Here is a 17,991-nt window from a genome sequence, read left to right as displayed (position 1 = left end):
AAAAGCTCTTGACGGGGATAAAGTCGAGAGAGATAAGTAGCGTCATGAAAACGCCGACCACAATCATTTGTACTGGTTCGATTATTATTGGCTAGCAGCTTGCTGGCCCGGCCGTTTTCGTCTCCCCTACCATAAAACAGGATGATAACGCCCCGGCCAGTCGGCTGCGGTCCTTCGTGCCCGTATTTCTGGTCCTTTTGGGGAAATAAAATGGCTGACGCGCCGCAACTACGTCTGTACAACACCGCAACTCGCGCGAAGGAGGACTTTGTCCCCATCGATACAAACAATGTGCGCATGTATGTATGCGGACCGACTGTTTACGACTTCGCCCATATCGGCAATGCGCGCCCGGTCATTGTCTTCGATGTGCTGTTCCGTTTGCTTCGTCATGTCTATGGCGAGGCGCATGTCACTTATGCACGTAACATCACTGACGTTGACGACAAGATCAACGCACGTGCGGCGAGCGAATATCCTGATCTCCCGCTCAATGAAGCAATCCGTCGGGTAACAGAGGGCACAAACAACCAGTTTCAGGCGGATATCAAAGCGCTGGCAAACTTAGAGCCTTCGAGCCAGCCACGTGCGACTGAGCATCTGGATGATATGCGTGACCTGATTGAGAAGCTGGTTGAGCGCGGTGTCGCCTATGTTGCCGATGACCATGTACTTTTCTCGCCGTCTGCAATGAATACGCTGGGCGGCGCACGTTATGGCGCGCTCTCGCACCGTCCTTTTGATGAAATGCTAGCTGGCGCCCGTGTTGACGTTGCATCTTACAAGCGCGACGAGATGGATTTCGTACTCTGGAAGCCATCGCGCAATGGGGAACCCGGCTGGCCATCGCCTGCGGGCATTCAAACGCTTGGCCGTCCCGGTTGGCACATCGAGTGCTCGGCCATGTCCATGGCCAAGTTGCTGTCACCTTTTGGTGGCGGCCTGCAGTGCGATGATCCGTATAAGAACCAGTTCGACATTCATGGTGGCGGTATCGATCTCGTGTTTCCGCACCATGAAAATGAGCTTGCGCAGTCATGCTGCGCATTCGGCACTGAGCGCATGGCCAGCATCTGGATGCATAACGGCTTCCTGCAGGTCGAAGGACAGAAGATGTCGAAGTCTCTCGGCAATTTCATCACCATTCGCGATGTGTTGAATGATGGTCTACCGCAGCTTGGTGTGTGGGACGACAAGGCTGCGCGCGATCGATGGGTCGGTCTGGCTGCACGTCTTTCGATGCTGCAAACGCATTATCGCGAACCGATCAACTGGACGGCACAGCGCCTGGCAGAATCCGCCGAAGAACTGCATCGCTGGTATGGATTGCTGCGTGATGCAGATTTCGCAATGCCGTCTTCGCTTTCGTCGGTTGGTGAAGTTGCGGAAGCACTGTCAGATGATCTGAATACCTGGACTGCAATCACGGCGCTGCGCAAGGTATTCAAAGCCAGGGACGTTGCAGCTTTGGGCGAAGGTATGACGCTGTTAGGCTTGCTCGACCCTTATTTCGTGACAGCACAGGACGTACCGGTCTTTGCAAAGGCTGATGTCGACACGGCTGCAATTGAAGCATTGATTGCCGAGCGCCTGCGTGTGATCGCCGACAAAAACTGGGCCGAAGCTGATCGTATTCGCGATGAATTGCTGGCAGAGGGTGTGCAGTTGAAGGATGGCAAGGATCCTGCCACCGGCGAACGCATCACGACTTGGGATGTGGTAAGCTAACTGCCTTTTAATTGGAGGGAGGATGCCATGACGCTTGATAACAAGCCGCTTTATAGTGGGGGATGCCAGTGCGGTGCGGTGCGCTTTCGTGTAGAAGGCGCACTCGGCTCAGCTTCGATCTGTCATTGCCGCATGTGCCAGAAGGCGTTTGGCAATTTCTATGCGCCACTGGTTTCAGTTGGGGAAGCAAACCTCACATGGACCCGCGACGAGCCAAAGCGCTTCCAGTCATCCAATCACGTCAAGCGCGGGTTCTGTCCTGAGTGTGGAACCCCGCTCACCTATGAGGCGCCGGATGGCGTAGCGCTCTCCATCGGCGCTTTCGATGCGCCGGAAGAGATCGAACCCACGGTTCAATGGGGCGTCGAGGTCAAGCTTCCCTATGTCGATAACCTCGCAAAACTGCCCGGTTACGAAACAGAGCGTGATCCGGAAAGTATCGAGTTTGTAAGAACCATGGTGTCCTACCAACACCCAGACCACGACACTGACAACTGAAAAAGCCATACATTCTAACGGCATATACCCACCGACAGGCAGGCAAAATGGCACGCGAGCGCATATATATCTACGACACGACTTTGCGGGAGGGACAGCAAACGCACACCGCCCGCCCACAGCCGCGTAGCGTGCGAGGACGGGCAAAGCCGAAAACGGGAGTTTGTTGTACAGTCCTGATGGCGGGGGATGAGTGATGGCACGTGAACGCATCTATATCTACGACACGACTTTGCGGGACGGACAGCAAACTCCCGGCGTTGATTTCTCTGTCGAAGACAAAAAAGCGATTGTCATTCTGCTCGAAGAATTGGGCGTCGATTATGTTGAGGGTGGCTATCCCGGGGCGAACCCGACCGATACTGCTTTCTTCAAAAAGCGTCAGACTTCGCGCGCCAAATTTACAGCTTTCGGCATGACCAAGCGCGCCGGAGTCTCTGCCTCCAACGATCCGGGTCTGACGGCCCTTTTGCAAGCTTCAAGCGATGCAATCTGTTTCGTGGCGAAGAGCTGGGATTATCATGTGAGGATCGCGCTCGGCTGTACCAACGAGGAAAATCTGGAATCGATCACAGCCTCGGTTACAGCCGTTCGTATGGCTGGCCGTGAAGCGCTGGTCGATTGTGAACATTTCTTCGATGGCTACAAAGCCAATCCGGAATACGCGTTGGCGTGCGCGAAGGCTGCCTATGAAGCTGGCGCGCGCTGGGTCGTTCTTTGCGACACCAATGGTGGAACGCAGCCATCAGAAGTGGCGGAGATTATCAATGCTGTGAAAGCACATGTTCCGGGCGAAAGCCTTGGCATTCACGCGCATAACGACACCGAACAGGCTGTCGCGGTTTCGCTTGCTGCAATCGATGCAGGCGTGCGCCATGTGCAGGGAACGCTTAATGGGATCGGCGAGCGCTGCGGCAATGCCAACCTTGTTTCACTCATCCCGACGCTAGTATTGAAACCGTATTGGGCTGATCGCTTTGAGCTCAGCGTAAAGCCTGATGCTCTCAAAGCCATCACCCGTATCTCGCGCGCCTTCGATGATATTCTTAACCGGGCACCGACAGAGCAGGCTCCTTATACAGGCACATCTGCCTTCGCTACCAAGGCAGGCATTCACGCGTCGGCGCTACTCAAAGACCCGCAGACTTATGAACATGTTCCGCCTGAAACTGTCGGCAATCGCCGACGTGTCATGGTGTCGGATCAAGGCGGCAAGTCGAATTTCATCGCGGAATTGGAGCGTCGTGGCATCCGCGTCGCCAAGGATGACGTGCGGCTCGATACGTTGATCGTGCTGGTCAAGGAGCGTGAAGCGGAAGGCTACGCCTATGAAGGTGCGGATGCGAGCTTCGAACTTCTGGCGCGAGCCATGCTCACGCCACAGCCGGAATTCTTCAAGGTAGATTCCTTTCGCTGCCTCGTCGAACGACGTTTTGATGCCAACGGCATGCTGAAAACGGTTTCCGAGGCCGTGGTTAAAGTTGAAGTCGATGGCGAGATGCATATGTCGGTTGCCGAAGGCCATGGTCCGGTCAACGCGCTAGACATTGCGCTGCGCAAGGATCTTGGGCGCTATCAGGACGAAATCGTGGACCTTGAACTGGTCGATTTCAAGGTGCGTATCCTCAATGGGGGTACCGCAGCTATCACCCGCGTTCTGATCGAATCGGGTGACGCAACAGGCGCACGTTGGCGCACGGTCGGCGTCTCCGACAACATCATTGATGCATCGTTTCAGGCGTTGATGGATTCGGTCAATTATAAGCTGATGAAGAACCGTTCGCTCGCGGGTTTGGTGGCGGCGGAATAGCCGTCGCTCTTCACGATCATTGATGCTTTGATCAGTTTAATTGAATAGATTTTATGGATCGATGGGCGCATAGCAAAATATCCAGCCCTAAATAGCCCTCGGCTTTTGGGGGTTTTTCTTATTGCGGAGATAGAAATGGCCGAGCAAACCTTATCCGGAGGCCAACTTTCGGATGGAAGCCGTGGCTTCATGATGGCTATGGGGGCTTATGGTCTTTGGGCTCTCTTGCCTTTCTATCTTAAAGCGCTGTCACATCTGCCTGCGCTCGAAATCGTCGCCCATCGCGTTATTTGGTCGGTTCCTGTGGCGGCAGTTCTGCTCCTTGCCATCGGCCAATTCCGAACAATCCTTGATGCTTTGCGCAAGCCGCGAATGCTCGCTATGGCCGCATTGACCGCCGCACTGATTACCATCAACTGGTCGGTCTATGTCTGGGCGGTTGCACATGATCAGATTATCGGCGCAGCACTCGGCTATTATATCAACCCGTTGTTTAACGTGGTTCTTGGCGGACTGTTTCTTGGAGAACGTCTGACCAAAGTTCAATATATCGCTGTCGGGTTTGCTTTCGCGGCGGTTCTTGTTCTCACATTCAATGCCGGTGGTCTGCCATGGGTTTCGCTGGTTTTGCCCCTGACTTTCGGCCTCTACGGCTTTTTCCGTAAGTCCCTGCCGATGCCACCTTTGCAAGGCTTCACGCTCGAAGTCGTCATTCTGTCGGTCCCTGCACTTGGCTATGTTCTGTGGTTGACGGCAAATGGTCAGGATCACTTCTTCTCAGGGGAATCCGTATCGAATATCTGGCTGCTTTTGCTGGCGGGCCCATTCACGGCTATTCCGCTCATTCTTTATGCGGGCGGTGCAAAGCTTCTGCGCTATACGACGCTCGGCTTAATGCAGTATCTCACACCGACATTGCTGTTCGTCTTCGCGATCTTCATCTTCCATGAGCCGTTCTCGCATGCACAGCTTGTGGCTTTTGTGCTGATCTGGGTCGGTTTGATAATCTATACATGGTCCTCTCTCTCCGCACATCGCAAGGCGCGAGCGAGCGCTTGATAAATTTAACTTGAGCATTCGTGCTTTATTTCCGTTGGATTATGGCCACAGGAGCCATAATTTAGCCGTGCTCTGGCCCTCTGGTCCGTCTTCTATTTCAGATGGAATTTGGAGACGCTCACTGCATGCTATTTCGCATTGCCCGCAGGGATAAGCAGATTCATGTTGTTGTATCCCCGGATCTCGCGATCCGGTCCGATGCTTCATATGCTGCTTTGTCTGCTGTGCATGCAAAACTCGCACCGCTTTCGCAGCGTACTCTCAAACCCCTCGAACGTATTCGCTTTTCATTTCATACCCACATTCGTGCCTGCATAGCGCTTGCCTCAGCAACGTTGTTGGCAGGTGGGGCCATGGTTCTGTTAACGGGCGGCTTGGTGCGTCATGGGCATGCGTCTCAGCCGGTTATGGTTGATCCCACGACACTCGTTCATAGCCGCGCTGCAATGAAGGAAGCCCGCTTACTTCCCCAGAATAATCTCGACGAGAACCGCCGGATTGCCAAGCGCATCGATATTGCGGAAGGCACCGACGATGGCGAGGCGACGCTTTTTACTTATCAGCATGTCATTCTTGATTTGGAAAATGAGAGGAGTCCGCAAGGTCTGATAAGTCACAGTCCTTCAAAAGTTGAACGGCGAGGGGACAGCGCCTCTATTCATGATACGGAAATATCAGCACTCGCCAATCAGAAAGGCGTGCCGCTAAATGTAAGTTTCGCGAAGCCTGCCGGTATAGCCCATCAGGCAGCTCATGAAATCGTTCTCGCTCCACAATCGCGTGAGAAGGTGGGCGTGCTCATGCAGGCGGCTGATGTTGCTGCAGAAGATGCTGCAAATCTGGAACAGGCACTCGGGCGAAAAGACCTTGTTCCCGGTGACAATCTGGTGCTGCTTCTGGATCAGTTGCCTAACAAACCCGCGCACATAACCATGGCGCGGTTTCGGCATGGCAGCGCGTCGGACTCGGTTTATGGCCGCACAGATGATGGTGTCTTCCGCGCCAATGATAATCAGCGGCTTTTTGCGCGGCTTTCTCATGATGCGATGCTCTCGGCATCACATCCCGCTGTCGCGATTCGGACTGATGGCTCCATTCAATCTCGACTGATTGCAGCAGGGGCTCCACGCGCTGTTGCAGACGATGTGAAGAAGCTTGCTTCTGAAAATAATGTGTCTCTCCAGAAAGGTGCCAACGGGGCCGATAAAATAGATCTTTTGTTTCGTGAAAGCGTAGACACTGATCCGGAACTGGTCTTCGTCGAGTTTACGTCGCACGGCGAGAGCAAACGCTTATACAGACATGAAGTTGAAGGAAACGCCGATTACTTCAACGAGGACGGCTCCTCGATGACCAAATATCTCATGCACAAGCCATTGCCGAATGGTCGCCTAAATGATGGCTTCGGTTGGCGTGTTCATCCCGTTCTGCATGTTCGCAAACATCATAACGGTGTCGACTACGATGCCCCGATCGGTTCTCCTATTGTTGCGGCGGGCGACGGAACCGTAGAGCTGATTTCATCGCAAAAGGGCTATGGCAAGTATGTCCGTATTCGCCACCAAGGTGGCTACAGCACCACCTATGCTCACCTATCCGCTGAGGCTAAAGGCCTGAAAGTCGGACAGCATGTGAAGCAGGGGGAGGTTATCGCCTATGTCGGCTCAACCGGTTATTCGACGGGTCCGCACCTTTATTACGAGTTGAAAGTCGGCGATCATTATGTCGACCCGCTGAAAGCGCAGCTCAATGCGGGCGAAAAGCTTACAGGTTCATCCATGTCGAGTTTCCGTTCGGAAATTGATCACGTGGACAAGGTTTTCAAACAGATGAACCTTACGCCGATGACAGCTGCTCCCAACTCCAGTTTCGATCATACCGGGCGATAAGCATTCGCGAGTGCGACGAATTCTTCGACGCTCAGGGTTTCTGCACGGCGCGTACCGTCGATGCCGGTCTTTTCCAGCAATGTGGCACCACCAACAGGTTTCAAGCTCTGACGCAGCATCTTGCGGCGCTGCCCGAAGGCTGCCTGTGTGATCTGACCCAATGCGTCGGCACGGCACGGAAGCGGTTCCTCGCTTGGTGTAATATGCACCACCGACGACATCACCTTGGGCGGCGGTGTAAACGCTTGAGGCGGCACATCGAAAGCAATCTTCGAACGCGTTCGCCAACCTGCCAGAACGCCGAGGCGTCCGTAATGATCACTATCGGGAGCGGCTACAATGCGTTCTGCCACTTCACGCTGAAACATCAGTGTCATGGACGAATAAAATGGTGGCCATGGCTCTGTCAGAAGCCAGTTGAGTAACAACTGCGTACCGACATTATAAGGCAAGTTGGCAACGATGCGCGGCTTTGGACCATCTGGAAACAGCGTTTTGAAATCCTGCTCCAATGCATCGCCGGCAATAATACGCAAACGTCCCGGATAATGTGCCTCTATCTCTGCAAGCGCATCAAGGCAGCGTTCATCGCGTTCGATTGCCGTCACATAAGCACCTTGGGCGAGAAGGGCACGCGTAAGCCCGCCCGGGCCGGGACCGACCTCGATAACCGGCTGATCCTGCAGATTGCCAGCCTGTCGTGCAATCTTCGATGTTAGATTTAGATCGAACAAGAAGTTTTGCCCAAGCGACTTTTTCGGCATCAGGTCGTGCCGTTCAATCACCTCACGCAGCGGCGGAAGATTGTCGATGCTCATGATTTCCGCCTTGCTTGGTTTTCTGCAAGTTCCTGCGCCAGTCTTATAGAAGCAATAAAGCTATCTGGTCGTGCGATGCCTTTTCCGGCGATATCGAAGGCTGTACCATGATCCGGCGATGTTCGGATGAATGGGAGGCCCAGCGTGACATTGACCGTCTCGTCAAAGGCGAGCGCCTTGGCAGGGATAAGCGCTTGATCGTGATACATGCAAATAGCAACATCATAAGTTGATCTTGCAGGTGCATGAAACATCGTGTCTGCGGGTAGTGGCCCCCAGGCATTGATGCCTTTGCGCTGCAATTTTTCTACTGCTGGACGGATGATGGCATCGTCTTCCTTGCCAAGAGCACCACCTTCACCCGCATGAGGATTGAGACCGGAAATAGCAATTCGAGGCGCGGCGATGCCGAAGCGATCAGTCAGCTCCTGCGCTGTGATATAGGCTACTTCCAGAATGTCATCCTTCGTCAATACCCGCGGCACTTCTACGAGTGGAATGTGGATCGTGACAGGCACCGCGCGCAGCTCTGGACCAGCAAGCATCATTACAGGGATGACTGTGCGCCCAAGATGCTGGCTCGCGAGTTCTGCGAGAAATTCGGTGTGACCGGGATGCTTAAAGCCAGCATCATAGAGCGGTTTCTTTGCAATAGGGCAGGTGACAATGGCCGATGTCTCACCACGTAATGTCAGGGCTACGGCGCGTTCAATTGCTTCTATAACTCCGGCTGCATTCTCTGGAAGAGGCCTACCGGGGCTTTCCTTGTGCGCATTGACGAGCGGCAACACAGGTAGCTTATCGTTGAAAATATCAGCGGCCTCTGCTGATGCCTCTATTGTGGCAATCGGCACAGTCAGACCGAGATGCTGCGCGCGGGCAGCCAGCTGCTTTGGGTCAGCAATTAGCATGAAGGGAGGCAGAGAAAGCTCTGTACGTCTTAGCCAGGCGCTAAGAGCAACATCAGCTCCAACGCCTGAAGGATCGCCAATGCTCACGGCGAGCGGAGGAACCGGTTGATTAGGCATAGCTATTTTCTCGGCTAATGAAATAAGGGGGCAAAAGCCCCCTCAAATTATACGGACAGATTATTACTGCCAAGGCACTGAAACGTAAACTCAACGATTTACGATTGTTGCCTTCTCACGGAGTTCCTGCAGATACTTCTTGCTCATTTCATCTGCCTTCTTTTCCTGTCCAGCTTCAGAATCTGTGCCTTCCATGGAGAAAACGAGCTGAGCAACACGGTCGTCCGATACCTGTCGGGTCGAGCAGACTGCCAGAAATTCGACGCCTTTTTCGGTGTCATGCGGTGGTGTTGCGCGGTTGGCACCGGTTGCTTTGACATCCTTCGCCCAATCGCCGGGCAGCTGCTGTTCGATGATGCGGCCAAGGTCGCGAACCGTAACGTCGATCATTCCTTTGGTCAGCTGACGGGTAGAATCGCAGCTCTGAAAGCGTGAGCGCAATGCGTTTGCTTCCTGACGGCGCTTGGCCAGCAGGGCGGGCGAACGTTTCGAGCTAGGGACAACGAAAATCACCTGCTGAAGCTGATATTCGGTTGCAACCGGCTTCTTGCCGCCATCTTTCAGCATGCGCTGCACAGCATCCTGCTCGCTGACCATACCAGTTGAGCGGAAACGTGCACTTACAAGGCGGCCCCAGCCCATCTGGACCATGATGTATTTCTTAAAGTGATCAGGGGTGATGCCGGCCTGATTCATGACCTGATTCAACTGCGCGACACTCATCTTGTTGCGCGTAGCAAAACCTGCATAGGCTTCGTCGACTTCTTTATCAGAGATGTTGACGCCGCGTGATTTCATTTCCACGCGCTTCAGCATTTCCTCGGTCAGTTCTTCACGTGCAACCTGATTGAGATTGCCGCCTTTACGCTGCAGCTTCAAGAAAGCCGCACGGCGCTGAATATCGCCATTCGTGATTGCATTGCCGGAGACAATGACCTTGACCTCCGTTCCGCCGGCAGCAAAAGCCGGGTTCAGGGTCGCAGCCGTTCCAAGCGCCGTCACACATACGGCAGCGCCTAGCAGGGAGGCGAATAGAGGTCTTGCAAACATCATCTTTCTTTCCCGATTTCCTTCAGGTTGGTGTCCAAATAACGCCTTCAAAGTGAGCTGGCGTATCAGAAGCCAATCATATTATGATGCCTGTATAGAGGAGCCAAAGCGGCGAAACAATGACCCTTTAGCATTTTGCGAGGTTATAGCAGGCACTAAACTGAATAAAATCGATAAAAACCTAAGCGTTATTTGAATATCAGCAGCAATGCCGACGCATAAAAGGAAAGAGCGGAAACAAGGTCAATTGTTTCCGCTCTTTCTAAGTTTAGAAGGTTTGAGCACCGCTGCCGATGTCGCCAAGCGTTCGGAACGATATATTGAAACCTACACTATGCGATGCTTTATCCTCTCCCGGATTGCGGGTCTGAACGTAAGCCATCGAGTAAGTGAAACACTCGTCATCATAGGCAAGGCCAGACGATGCCCGAACTAGTGTATCTGATACGAGATCATAAGTTCCCGAGCCGAAAACACGCCAATTTGCATCAAGACGTGCAGTAGCTGCACCCGTGACTTCTTGTCTGAGATCGGCATATCCATAGGCTGGCTGCGGTGCAATATAGGCATATTGCGCCGAAACGGACAGCTTCTGCCAGCTCTGTTGCACTTCAAGTTCACCGCGGCGGACATTTAGGCTTTCTTTGTCAAACCGTCCACGTGCAGCAAGTGCAAGACCTGTCGAATTGGATGTGCCAATCATGGCAACATAGTCAGAACGAGCGTCCTGCAGGCCTGAATCAGCGCCGACATTCACAAAATCGCTTGTACCGAAGGAGTTCACGCCGCCGAGCTGGAACGATTGTCCAGCAAGCGCATAAAGCCCCCAGTCACTATTGCTGAAATTACCGGAGTAACGCAGGCCGAGATTGGCGCGAGTGCCGCCTTCGACGCGGTCATACCCCGAAAACTTGTCGCGCGAGAACAGGTTGGTCGCATCGAATACGAAGCTCTGAGCATCTTCGTTTGGAAGCTGGCCAGCATAACGTTCATTATTGCGCATATAGATCTGCGCAATTGGCTCAAGAATATGCGTCGAGCTGGTGGTCGAAAACAGGATCGGCCAACGCAATTCAAGACCTGCCGTTGCCATTGCCCGCAACGCTTCAGACCGAACCACAGCATCCGTATAACCGGCGACAGCAGGATCAAAGTTGGAATTTGCGCTGATAGCATCGCCGCGCAGGGCCAAAAGCGGCGTAATTACCAAGCCTGCTGGCGTGATAAATGTGCGCTTCCACTCAGCCTCAGTTGTGAACCGAGCATTCGTGCCGCTAAAGCCAGGAATTCGCGGGTAGTAAATCGAGTTATTTCCCGGATTAAGGGTATAATTCGCATTCTGACGATACAGAACCTGCGCATTGGTAGTGATGTTTAGCTCACCGCCATAGACCGGATCAGGTAATGTGTAGGAATAGTCGAGGCTTGGGAAAACCCAAGGCTGCTTCGAATGCATTTCTGCATCTTTATATGTGCTCGTAAGCGGATACGATTCCTGCACATTGAAGCGATAGAAGTTGAGATCGAAATAGTTCCGGTTATTGATGCCCGTCAGATAGATCTTCGAAACCTGCGTCTGCGCATTATAGCCTTCGAGGTTATAGGTACGGCTGAAATTGCGATCAGTCTGAGCCATAACGTCCCAGCCGAATTTCCAGCGCGAATTGATATCGAAGTCACCCTTCGATGCCACCATGCCGCGGTTATCTTCGCCGCGATCAAGAGTGTCGGCGTCGAACTCGCCAGGTTTCATCTGATGAATACCAGCGATCTGCAGATTATAGCTGCCGTTTTCAAGGCGATGGCGCCATTCAGCCTGCGTCAGGAAGCCTTGCTTCGTGTAAGCAGTCGTTGAAAGCGTCAGGTCGTAATTTGGAGCGAGAGCCCAGAAGTACGAATTCTTGATGCCAAAACCAAGATCGTCCTTGTAGGCGAAGCCTGGAAACAGGAAGCCGCTTTTGCGCTTGACGGTCGGGTCAGCCATTTCGAAAGCTGGAAAATAGGCCAATGGCATACCGAAAAGCTCAAACTTACCGCGCTCGAAACGCACGGTTTTGGTCGCACTGTTCCAGATGATCTTGCGTGCCTTGATCTGCCAGAGAACTGGCTTATCAGGATCTTTTTCGCAAGCCTGACAAGCAGTGTAGACACCATTGTTAAAGGTGGTGATCTCACCATTGCTACGCTCGGCACTTTCCGCTGCAAAGCGCGTGTTGTCCGTCGTCTCAACGCGCAGACCATTTACAAAGCCGTCGCGGAAACTATCCGTCACATCAAGGTGATCGGAGTAAATCTTGTTGCCGTCGCGTTCGACAATTTCGACATTCCCGGTGGCGGTCATGCGACGGGTCTGTTGATTATATGTCACTTGATCCGCAACGAGGCGATTGCCGTCATACTCGATACGAACTTTACCTTGAGCGGTAACAACGTTCACATCGCGATCATAGACAAGCTCATCCGCCTGCAGAAGCATACGCGCATTGGGATCACTCTTGTAATCAGCTCCAAGAGCATCCTGCGCCTGAACCTGCGTAGGGATAATTGCAACTGAAATGAAAGGTATAGCAAGGGCGCACGCCAAGGCAGACCCGCGAGCAAGACGCGAGAACAAATGGGGCAGCACCATGCGGGCGTTACTCAAACCCACTAACCATCCTCCTTATGCAACAAAAAGGAGATACCAAAGAATGTTGCAATAATAACTGGAACCCAAGCAGCAACGAATGGCGGAACGAATCCCGCATTCCCGAATGCCTTCACCAGCACCGAAACGACATAAAGCATGAAGCCAGCAACAACACCACCCAGAATCATCGCGCCAGACTGACCAAAACGCACAAATTTCAGGGACACTGTTGCAGCAATGAGAGTCATGGCCATCAGCAATGCAGGCAATGCCAGAAGTGACTGGTATTGCATATCAAATGCGTTTGCCGAATAGCCAAAAGAACGCGCAACTTCGATCTTGTGACGGAGCTGCGTGAACGGAATTGTATCAGGGGAGGCGAGCTTCTCTTCCACATATTCCGGACGCAACTGCGTTGGAATGTTGAAGCTCTCCAGTTTGCGCGGTTCCTCGCCACGCGAGAATCGTGTGACGTCAGTTAGTTCCCAATGACCATCCATAAGTTTCGCGGTGCGAGCGTCATAACGGTCCTTGATCTTCTTTTTGTCATCGAACTGGATGAACGTGGCGTCAGCAAGTGTTGCGCCACGATCAAGAATGCTTTTGGCCCCGATGATAGTTTCGCCCTCATCGGTTTTTTGGCGCAACCAAGGATCACGCAGTGCAGAAACATCTGTCACCTTACCGTTTTTCCAGTTGGAAGCGATCTCGTCGGCTTTAGAAAAGCCATAGGCGGCAAAAGGATTAAGAATAAAGATCGTTGCCAGACCAAACAGCAATGCGCCGAAGCAAGCAGGCAACAAGAATTGCCACGCAGAAACGCCGACAGAGCGCGCAACGACCAGCTCATACTTGCGATTGAGCGAAATGAGTGTCGCCATTGCCGAGAACAAGGCGACGAAGGGAATCATCTGCTGCATGATGAATGGAACGCGCATGGCAGAAATGCCAAGTGCGGCCCATACGGTATAGCCGGGCAGGTTTGCGAGCTTGCTGGCGTTTTCCGTAAAATCGAGAAGGAGCGCCAGCGCAAAAATGCCGAACAGAAAATAGAATGTGATCTGTACATAGCGTGCAAAGAAATAGCGCCCAAGCGTCCAGCCGATCATGCGCGACCTCCAGCATCTCCGCGGAATCTTCCAAGCAAACGGTTATATGTGCCAGACACACGAACCCTCAAACGATCGAGGCCGTCGAGAATGCGGTCATTCCATTTGTCGGGAATTCCGATGCGTCGACCTGTGACGAGGGCATAGCCAGCGAGCAGGATCACACTGAGCGGAATGAGATACATGATGACGATATAGGTTTCGTCCTTATCGGCGCGATCGGCAGAAAAGTAACCGGCCCAATAGACGAGCAGCGCGGTGCTGATTGCTGAGAATGATGCGGAGACACGCGCTTCACGATGAGACCGGGAGTCGCCGGCAAAGGCTAGCGCAATCATCGCAAAAACAACCGGATAGAGCCATTCCGTCAAGCGACGATGCAATTCTGCCTTATAGCGCAAAGGTCGCGTTTGCAAAATCGGATCATTCGGGTCTGGATTGAGCAGATAATTCAGCGGTCGATCTTTAGCGTAGATGACAAAATCATCGCCAGCAGAGGTAAACTGGCTGAGATCGAACGCATAGGAATTGAACTTGATGATTGAAACGGTGCCGTCTGAAACATCGCGACGCTGAACTTCGCCGTCTTTCATCAGCAGCATGTCACCCGCTGGCGTGCTGGCGATGTTGCCATCGGCGGCATAATAAATCAGGTCAAGCGAAGGGTCGCGGGAATCGGCTATGAATAACCCGCCGATGCTGCCATCGGCACGGCGCTCGGCGATCTGGATATAGAGATTATCTGCGAGTTTGCGAAAGCTGCCTTCCTGCACAACGACATTGAGCAAATCCGCACTCGCATTGGCGATCATCGCGCGCATGTTCATGCGGGCATATGGATCGACATAGTTTGCGACCAGAAAGGAAACCACCGAGATAATGGCCGCGAGCATAAGTATCGGACGCATTACTGCGCTACGCGGCGCACCAGATGCGTTGATAACCACGAGCTCGGAATCCTGGTTCATCGTCGAGAGCGTCTGCGTAATTGCAATAATCAGCGCAAATGGCATGACCAAAGGAATTGCAGAAGGGATCAAGAGGGAACTGAACTGTATAATAGTCTGAATGGACTGGCCGCTTGTGGTGAGGAAGTCGACACGTTGCAGCACCTGCACAGTCCACGTGATGCCCACTGCGGCGCCTAGCACCGCAAAGAACATGATCGCCACGCGGCGCAGGATGTACAACTCAATCAATTTCATAGGCGGAGTTTACATCCCGGTTCCGTTGAAGGAGCCTGTCCCTAAAGAAACAATGCTCGTAAATGAATATTCAGTCTAATTGCACTTGGCTAAAATTAGCCGAAGAAATTTGGTTAACAGATTACTAAAGATTTCCAGCCGAAGCTAGCGCAAGCTTCTCTAAATGGAGAGAGCCGACTGTTGCAACCTGTTTTTGCTGAACATAGGTGGGGACGGAAACGGAGCTTGGCAAGTTGTCACCGAAGTTAACGCAAAACTGATTTTCATGATGCGGCGGACTTGCCGTTTCGCCATATTCGTCTCACATGAGTAAGGAAAAGTCGCGACACAATCGTGTCATCTCATTGTCTGGCCTCTGTTTGGAGTTGTTATGTCGAAACGTCCTTCTATTTCTTTCAGTGAATTTTCAGCACCTCAAAAAGGCGTAAGCATCGTTCTGGTTACCAAGGGTGGAGGCTTTGCAGAAGAAGCGGGGCTGGCAGTTGGTGGAGCTGAAAAGATTGCGCGCATAGCCGAAATCTCGGGCTTTTCGGGTGCTTTGGGTAAAACTGCAGAAGCAATTGAAACTTCCAACGGTGGCGTAGATAAGATCGTACTGGTTGGTGTGGGTGAGCCCGGCGAACTTGGCAATGACGACTGGATCAAGATCGGTGGCGCGGCATTCTCGCGAATCGGTAAGTCCGAACGCGCAACGGTGACACTTGCTCTCCCTGAAACCACGATCGCTGGCGACGAAGCAGGCGACGTGGCTCTGGGAATGATTCTGCGTTCATACGAGTTCAATCGCTACAAGACGCGCAAGAACGAAGAGAACGGCGAGCCGAAACACGCAGCTAAGATCAATATTCACACTGCCGATGTACACAGTGCCAAAAGAGCTCTTGAAGCTGCTGAGGCCGTGGCTGATGGCGTGTTGAAGGCGCGTGATCTTGTTAATGAGCCAGCCAATATTCTCGGCCCTGTCGAGTTCGCTGAAGAGGCAGAAAAGCTAGAGAAACTTGGCGTAAAGGTTGAAGTTCTTGGCGAAAAGGAAATGAAGAAGCTCGGCATGGGTTCGCTTCTGGGCGTTTCGCAAGGGTCCGTTCGTCCACCGCGTCTTGTCATCATGGAATGGCAGGGAGCGAAGGCCAAGGAAAAGCCAGTCGCTTTCGTCGGTAAGGGCGTGGTGTTTGATACCGGCGGTATCTCAATCAAGCCTGCTGCTGGCATGGAGGAAATGAAAGGCGACATGGGCGGCGCCGCAGCTGTAACCGGTCTGATGCGCGCCCTTGCAGGCCGTAAAGCCAAGGTTAACGCAATCGGCGTGATCGGTCTTGTTGAAAACATGCCTGATGGCAATGCACAGCGTCCGGGTGATATCGTGACATCGATGTCTGGCCAGACTATTGAAGTCATCAACACCGATGCCGAAGGCCGCCTCGTGCTGGCCGATGCACTCTACTACACCATTGATCGCTTCAAACCGAAGTTCATGATCAACCTTGCAACCCTGACTGGCGCTATCATGGTGGCGCTCGGCACACATCACGCAGGTTTGTTCTCGAACGATGACGAGCTTGCAGACCAGCTTTACGACGCAGGTCAGTCGACCGGCGAAAAGCTGTGGCGCATGCCGCTGGGCAAGGAATACGACAAGATGATCGATTCCAAATTTGCCGACATGAAAAACAGCTCGGGCCGTTATGCAGGTTCGATCACGGCGGCGCAGTTCCTCAAGCGTTTTGTTGGCGATACTCCTTGGGCGCATCTGGATGTTGCCGGAACCGCCATGGGTTCTCCAACGAACGAATATAGCCAGTCATGGGCTTCGGGATATGGCGTTCGACTTCTCGACCGTCTCGTCCGCGACAATTTCGAAAGCTGAATCTGATTCAGGAACAACATGTTGGGGCGAAAAAGTGAATCACTTTCTTCGCCCCAACGAATGCTTTAAAGAGAGCGCATGGCTGAAATTCTCTTTTACCACCTCACAGAATCGACACTGGATGAAGCTCTGCCGGGGCTCGTCGAGCGTTCGCTTGGGCGCGGTTGGCGCGTGACTATACAGGCGGTAAGTGATGAACGGCGCGATGCTCTCGATAGCCTGCTGTGGACCTTTTCCGACACATCCTTCGTCGCACATGGCACCGATAAGGAACCGCATCCTGAGCAGCAGCCAGTATTGCTGACGACGTCTGACGCCAATCCCAATGGAGCGACGGTTCGCTTTTTGGTGGAAGGTGCAGCACTTGAGCAGGCAGGGGATTATGAGCGTCTTGTCGTTATGTTCGATGGGCATGATCAGGATCAGCTGGACCATGCACGGGCTCAGTGGAAAGCCTTTAAGACGGAGAACCACGATTTGACTTACTGGCAACAGACAACAGATCGTCGCTGGGAGCGCAAAGCCTGATGCGTGCCATTTTCGTCGCAATGATTGTTGCGGGCTTCGGTCTCGCACTTGGTTATCCTTGGTATGTGCGCCATTTCACGGGTCATGAGATCGGTCGCTGGCCGATCCTTGAAAGCCGCCAGAGTGGATTTATCACACAGGAAATCCCGCTTTCGGCAAGCGACGCGCCGGTGCGTATTTTTCTCGATGCTGTGCCATTGCCGGGCTATGTGCCAGCTGAGCGTCGTTCAGCTGTAACGCTTGCTGTTAGCCGCAATGGCATGCCGGTGCTGTCGCAAGGTCTCGATTTCGCATCCACAAGCAGTTCAATCAATACGGATCGTCCTCAGGATGGCAGTGTATTGCGTCAGAGTGCGGGCGATATAGACCCTATTTTATCCGGCACTTATGCCTTTCGAGCCGTTCAGGGCAACACGGACGGCCTGCAACTGTCGAAAATAGATCTTGTTTTGAGGCGAGGCGCTGAAGAAGCGGATGAGACCTATACAACGATTGGTCTCATCCTCGGTGTGCTCGGCGTCTACGCGCTGATGCGTACACGCATTCGTCGGCGGGTTGATTAGAGCATGTCTCCCAAAAGCGGGAACCGGTTTTGGGAGACATGCGTAAAAACAAATAGTAAGACGCATTTCTAACGATTCATCTTAAACAGGAAATGCTCTAGGGTCCAGACTCAATTGAGCCACCATGTGACGATGGCAGCGATATAGCATGTGGCTGTAAAGTTCAGCATGAGCTTGTCATATCGTGTCGCGACCCTCCTCCAGTCCTTGAGG

Annotated in this window: 15 protein-coding genes; 9 read left to right on the top strand and 6 right to left on the bottom strand. The window is 53.0% G+C overall.

Annotated features, from left to right (window positions below):
- Window positions 1–210: 210 nt before the first annotated feature.
- From cysS to OIV19_RS14145, 6 genes are all read left to right on the top strand, one after another.
- The gene (cysS, locus tag OIV19_RS14170) at window positions 211–1,728 is read left to right on the top strand and encodes a cysteine--tRNA ligase (protein ID WP_264232037.1); all 1,518 of its coding nucleotides are present in this window, start codon (window positions 211–213) and stop codon (window positions 1,726–1,728) included.
- Between the two features lie 27 nt (window positions 1,729–1,755).
- On the top strand, window positions 1,756–2,226 hold the full coding sequence (locus tag OIV19_RS14165) for a GFA family protein (RefSeq protein WP_095446330.1): 471 nt from the start codon (window positions 1,756–1,758) through the stop codon (window positions 2,224–2,226).
- Between the two features lie 47 nt (window positions 2,227–2,273).
- Entirely contained in the window at window positions 2,274–2,423 is a 150-nt protein-coding gene (locus OIV19_RS14160) for a 2-isopropylmalate synthase (protein ID WP_318579776.1), read from the top strand.
- Window positions 2,423–4,036: a citramalate synthase gene (gene cimA / locus OIV19_RS14155; RefSeq protein ID WP_095446331.1), complete on the top strand. Its 1,614-nt coding sequence runs from the start codon at window positions 2,423–2,425 to the stop codon at window positions 4,034–4,036. Before OIV19_RS14160 ends, cimA begins: the two co-directional genes overlap by 1 nt.
- Window positions 4,037–4,171: 135 nt before the next feature.
- Window positions 4,172–5,095 carry an EamA family transporter RarD gene (gene rarD / locus OIV19_RS14150; protein ID WP_095446332.1) on the top strand — a complete coding sequence of 308 codons (924 nt, stop codon included), beginning with the start codon at window positions 4,172–4,174 and terminating at the stop codon, window positions 5,093–5,095.
- 101 nt (window positions 5,096–5,196) lie between these two features.
- Window positions 5,197–6,984, top strand: a complete 1,788-nt coding sequence (locus tag OIV19_RS14145; RefSeq protein WP_412535026.1) for a M23 family metallopeptidase — start codon at window positions 5,197–5,199, stop codon at window positions 6,982–6,984.
- On the opposite strand, the gene rsmA is transcribed toward OIV19_RS14145, so the two are convergent.
- The 6 genes from rsmA to lptF all read right to left on the bottom strand — a co-directional run bounded on the left by rsmA (window position 6,969) and on the right by lptF (window position 14,823).
- On the bottom strand, window positions 6,969–7,802 hold the full coding sequence (rsmA, locus tag OIV19_RS14140) for a 16S rRNA (adenine(1518)-N(6)/adenine(1519)-N(6))-dimethyltransferase RsmA (protein WP_095446334.1): 834 nt from the start codon (window positions 7,800–7,802) through the stop codon (window positions 6,969–6,971). The two genes, OIV19_RS14145 and rsmA, sit on opposite strands and share 16 nt — an antisense overlap.
- Window positions 7,799–8,830 carry a 4-hydroxythreonine-4-phosphate dehydrogenase PdxA gene (gene pdxA / locus OIV19_RS14135; RefSeq protein ID WP_095446335.1) on the bottom strand — a complete coding sequence of 344 codons (1,032 nt, stop codon included), beginning with the start codon at window positions 8,828–8,830 and terminating at the stop codon, window positions 7,799–7,801. Before pdxA ends, rsmA begins: the two co-directional genes overlap by 4 nt.
- A 90-nt stretch (window positions 8,831–8,920) precedes the next feature.
- Window positions 8,921–9,883: a peptidylprolyl isomerase gene (locus OIV19_RS14130; protein ID WP_264232036.1), complete on the bottom strand. Its 963-nt coding sequence runs from the start codon at window positions 9,881–9,883 to the stop codon at window positions 8,921–8,923.
- Between the two features lie 265 nt (window positions 9,884–10,148).
- On the bottom strand, window positions 10,149–12,509 hold the full coding sequence (locus OIV19_RS14125; RefSeq protein WP_264232093.1) for an LPS-assembly protein LptD: 2,361 nt from the start codon (window positions 12,507–12,509) through the stop codon (window positions 10,149–10,151).
- A 20-nt stretch (window positions 12,510–12,529) separates the two neighbouring features.
- Window positions 12,530–13,618, bottom strand: a complete 1,089-nt coding sequence (lptG, locus tag OIV19_RS14120) for an LPS export ABC transporter permease LptG (RefSeq protein WP_095446338.1) — start codon at window positions 13,616–13,618, stop codon at window positions 12,530–12,532.
- Window positions 13,615–14,823 carry an LPS export ABC transporter permease LptF gene (gene lptF / locus OIV19_RS14115; RefSeq protein ID WP_264232035.1) on the bottom strand — a complete coding sequence of 403 codons (1,209 nt, stop codon included), beginning with the start codon at window positions 14,821–14,823 and terminating at the stop codon, window positions 13,615–13,617. The genes lptG and lptF overlap by 4 nt, the downstream gene beginning before the upstream one ends.
- Before the next feature lie 370 nt (window positions 14,824–15,193).
- Between lptF and OIV19_RS14110 the strand changes: the two genes are divergently transcribed.
- The 3 genes from OIV19_RS14110 to bspB all read left to right on the top strand — a co-directional run bounded on the left by OIV19_RS14110 (window position 15,194) and on the right by bspB (window position 17,778).
- Window positions 15,194–16,687 (top strand): leucyl aminopeptidase, encoded by a 1,494-nt coding sequence (locus OIV19_RS14110; RefSeq protein ID WP_264232034.1) that lies wholly within the window; start codon window positions 15,194–15,196, stop codon window positions 16,685–16,687.
- A gap of 78 nt (window positions 16,688–16,765) precedes the next feature.
- The gene (locus tag OIV19_RS14105; RefSeq protein ID WP_095446341.1) at window positions 16,766–17,215 is read left to right on the top strand and encodes a DNA polymerase III subunit chi; all 450 of its coding nucleotides are present in this window, start codon (window positions 16,766–16,768) and stop codon (window positions 17,213–17,215) included.
- On the top strand, window positions 17,215–17,778 hold the full coding sequence (gene bspB / locus OIV19_RS14100) for a type IV secretion system effector BspB (protein ID WP_264232033.1): 564 nt from the start codon (window positions 17,215–17,217) through the stop codon (window positions 17,776–17,778). Before OIV19_RS14105 ends, bspB begins: the two co-directional genes overlap by 1 nt.
- Window positions 17,779–17,991: the final 213 nt, after the last annotated feature.

It is taken from the genome of Brucella sp. HL-2, from assembly GCF_025846885.2.
Lineage (GTDB): Bacteria > Pseudomonadota > Alphaproteobacteria > Rhizobiales > Rhizobiaceae > Brucella > Brucella quorumnocens.
The sequence above is the reverse complement of the archived record's forward strand: the minus strand, read 5'-3'. Positions and strand labels throughout refer to the sequence as shown.

What these genes read in the sequence shown, in the direction of transcription:
- OIV19_RS14110 (WP_264232034.1), top strand. Translation starts at nt 15,194, where the DNA reads ATGTCGAAACGTCCTTCTATTTCTTTCAGTGAATTTTCAGCACCTCAA.
- rsmA (WP_095446334.1), bottom strand. Translation starts at nt 7,802, where the DNA reads ATGAGCATCGACAATCTTCCGCCGCTGCGTGAGGTGATTGAACGGCAC.
- cimA (WP_095446331.1), top strand. Translation starts at nt 2,423, where the DNA reads ATGGCACGTGAACGCATCTATATCTACGACACGACTTTGCGGGACGGA.
- pdxA (WP_095446335.1), bottom strand. Translation starts at nt 8,830, where the DNA reads ATGCCTAATCAACCGGTTCCTCCGCTCGCCGTGAGCATTGGCGATCCT.
- OIV19_RS14145 (WP_412535026.1), top strand. Translation starts at nt 5,197, where the DNA reads ATGGAATTTGGAGACGCTCACTGCATGCTATTTCGCATTGCCCGCAGG.
- OIV19_RS14125 (WP_264232093.1), bottom strand. Translation starts at nt 12,509, where the DNA reads ATGGTGCTGCCCCATTTGTTCTCGCGTCTTGCTCGCGGGTCTGCCTTG.
- lptG (WP_095446338.1), bottom strand. Translation starts at nt 13,618, where the DNA reads ATGATCGGCTGGACGCTTGGGCGCTATTTCTTTGCACGCTATGTACAG.
- OIV19_RS14165 (WP_095446330.1), top strand. Translation starts at nt 1,756, where the DNA reads ATGACGCTTGATAACAAGCCGCTTTATAGTGGGGGATGCCAGTGCGGT.
- lptF (WP_264232035.1), bottom strand. Translation starts at nt 14,823, where the DNA reads ATGAAATTGATTGAGTTGTACATCCTGCGCCGCGTGGCGATCATGTTC.
- bspB (WP_264232033.1), top strand. Translation starts at nt 17,215, where the DNA reads ATGCGTGCCATTTTCGTCGCAATGATTGTTGCGGGCTTCGGTCTCGCA.
- OIV19_RS14130 (WP_264232036.1), bottom strand. Translation starts at nt 9,883, where the DNA reads ATGATGTTTGCAAGACCTCTATTCGCCTCCCTGCTAGGCGCTGCCGTA.
- cysS (WP_264232037.1), top strand. Translation starts at nt 211, where the DNA reads ATGGCTGACGCGCCGCAACTACGTCTGTACAACACCGCAACTCGCGCG.
- OIV19_RS14160 (WP_318579776.1), top strand. Translation starts at nt 2,274, where the DNA reads ATGGCACGCGAGCGCATATATATCTACGACACGACTTTGCGGGAGGGA.
- OIV19_RS14105 (WP_095446341.1), top strand. Translation starts at nt 16,766, where the DNA reads ATGGCTGAAATTCTCTTTTACCACCTCACAGAATCGACACTGGATGAA.
- rarD (WP_095446332.1), top strand. Translation starts at nt 4,172, where the DNA reads ATGGCCGAGCAAACCTTATCCGGAGGCCAACTTTCGGATGGAAGCCGT.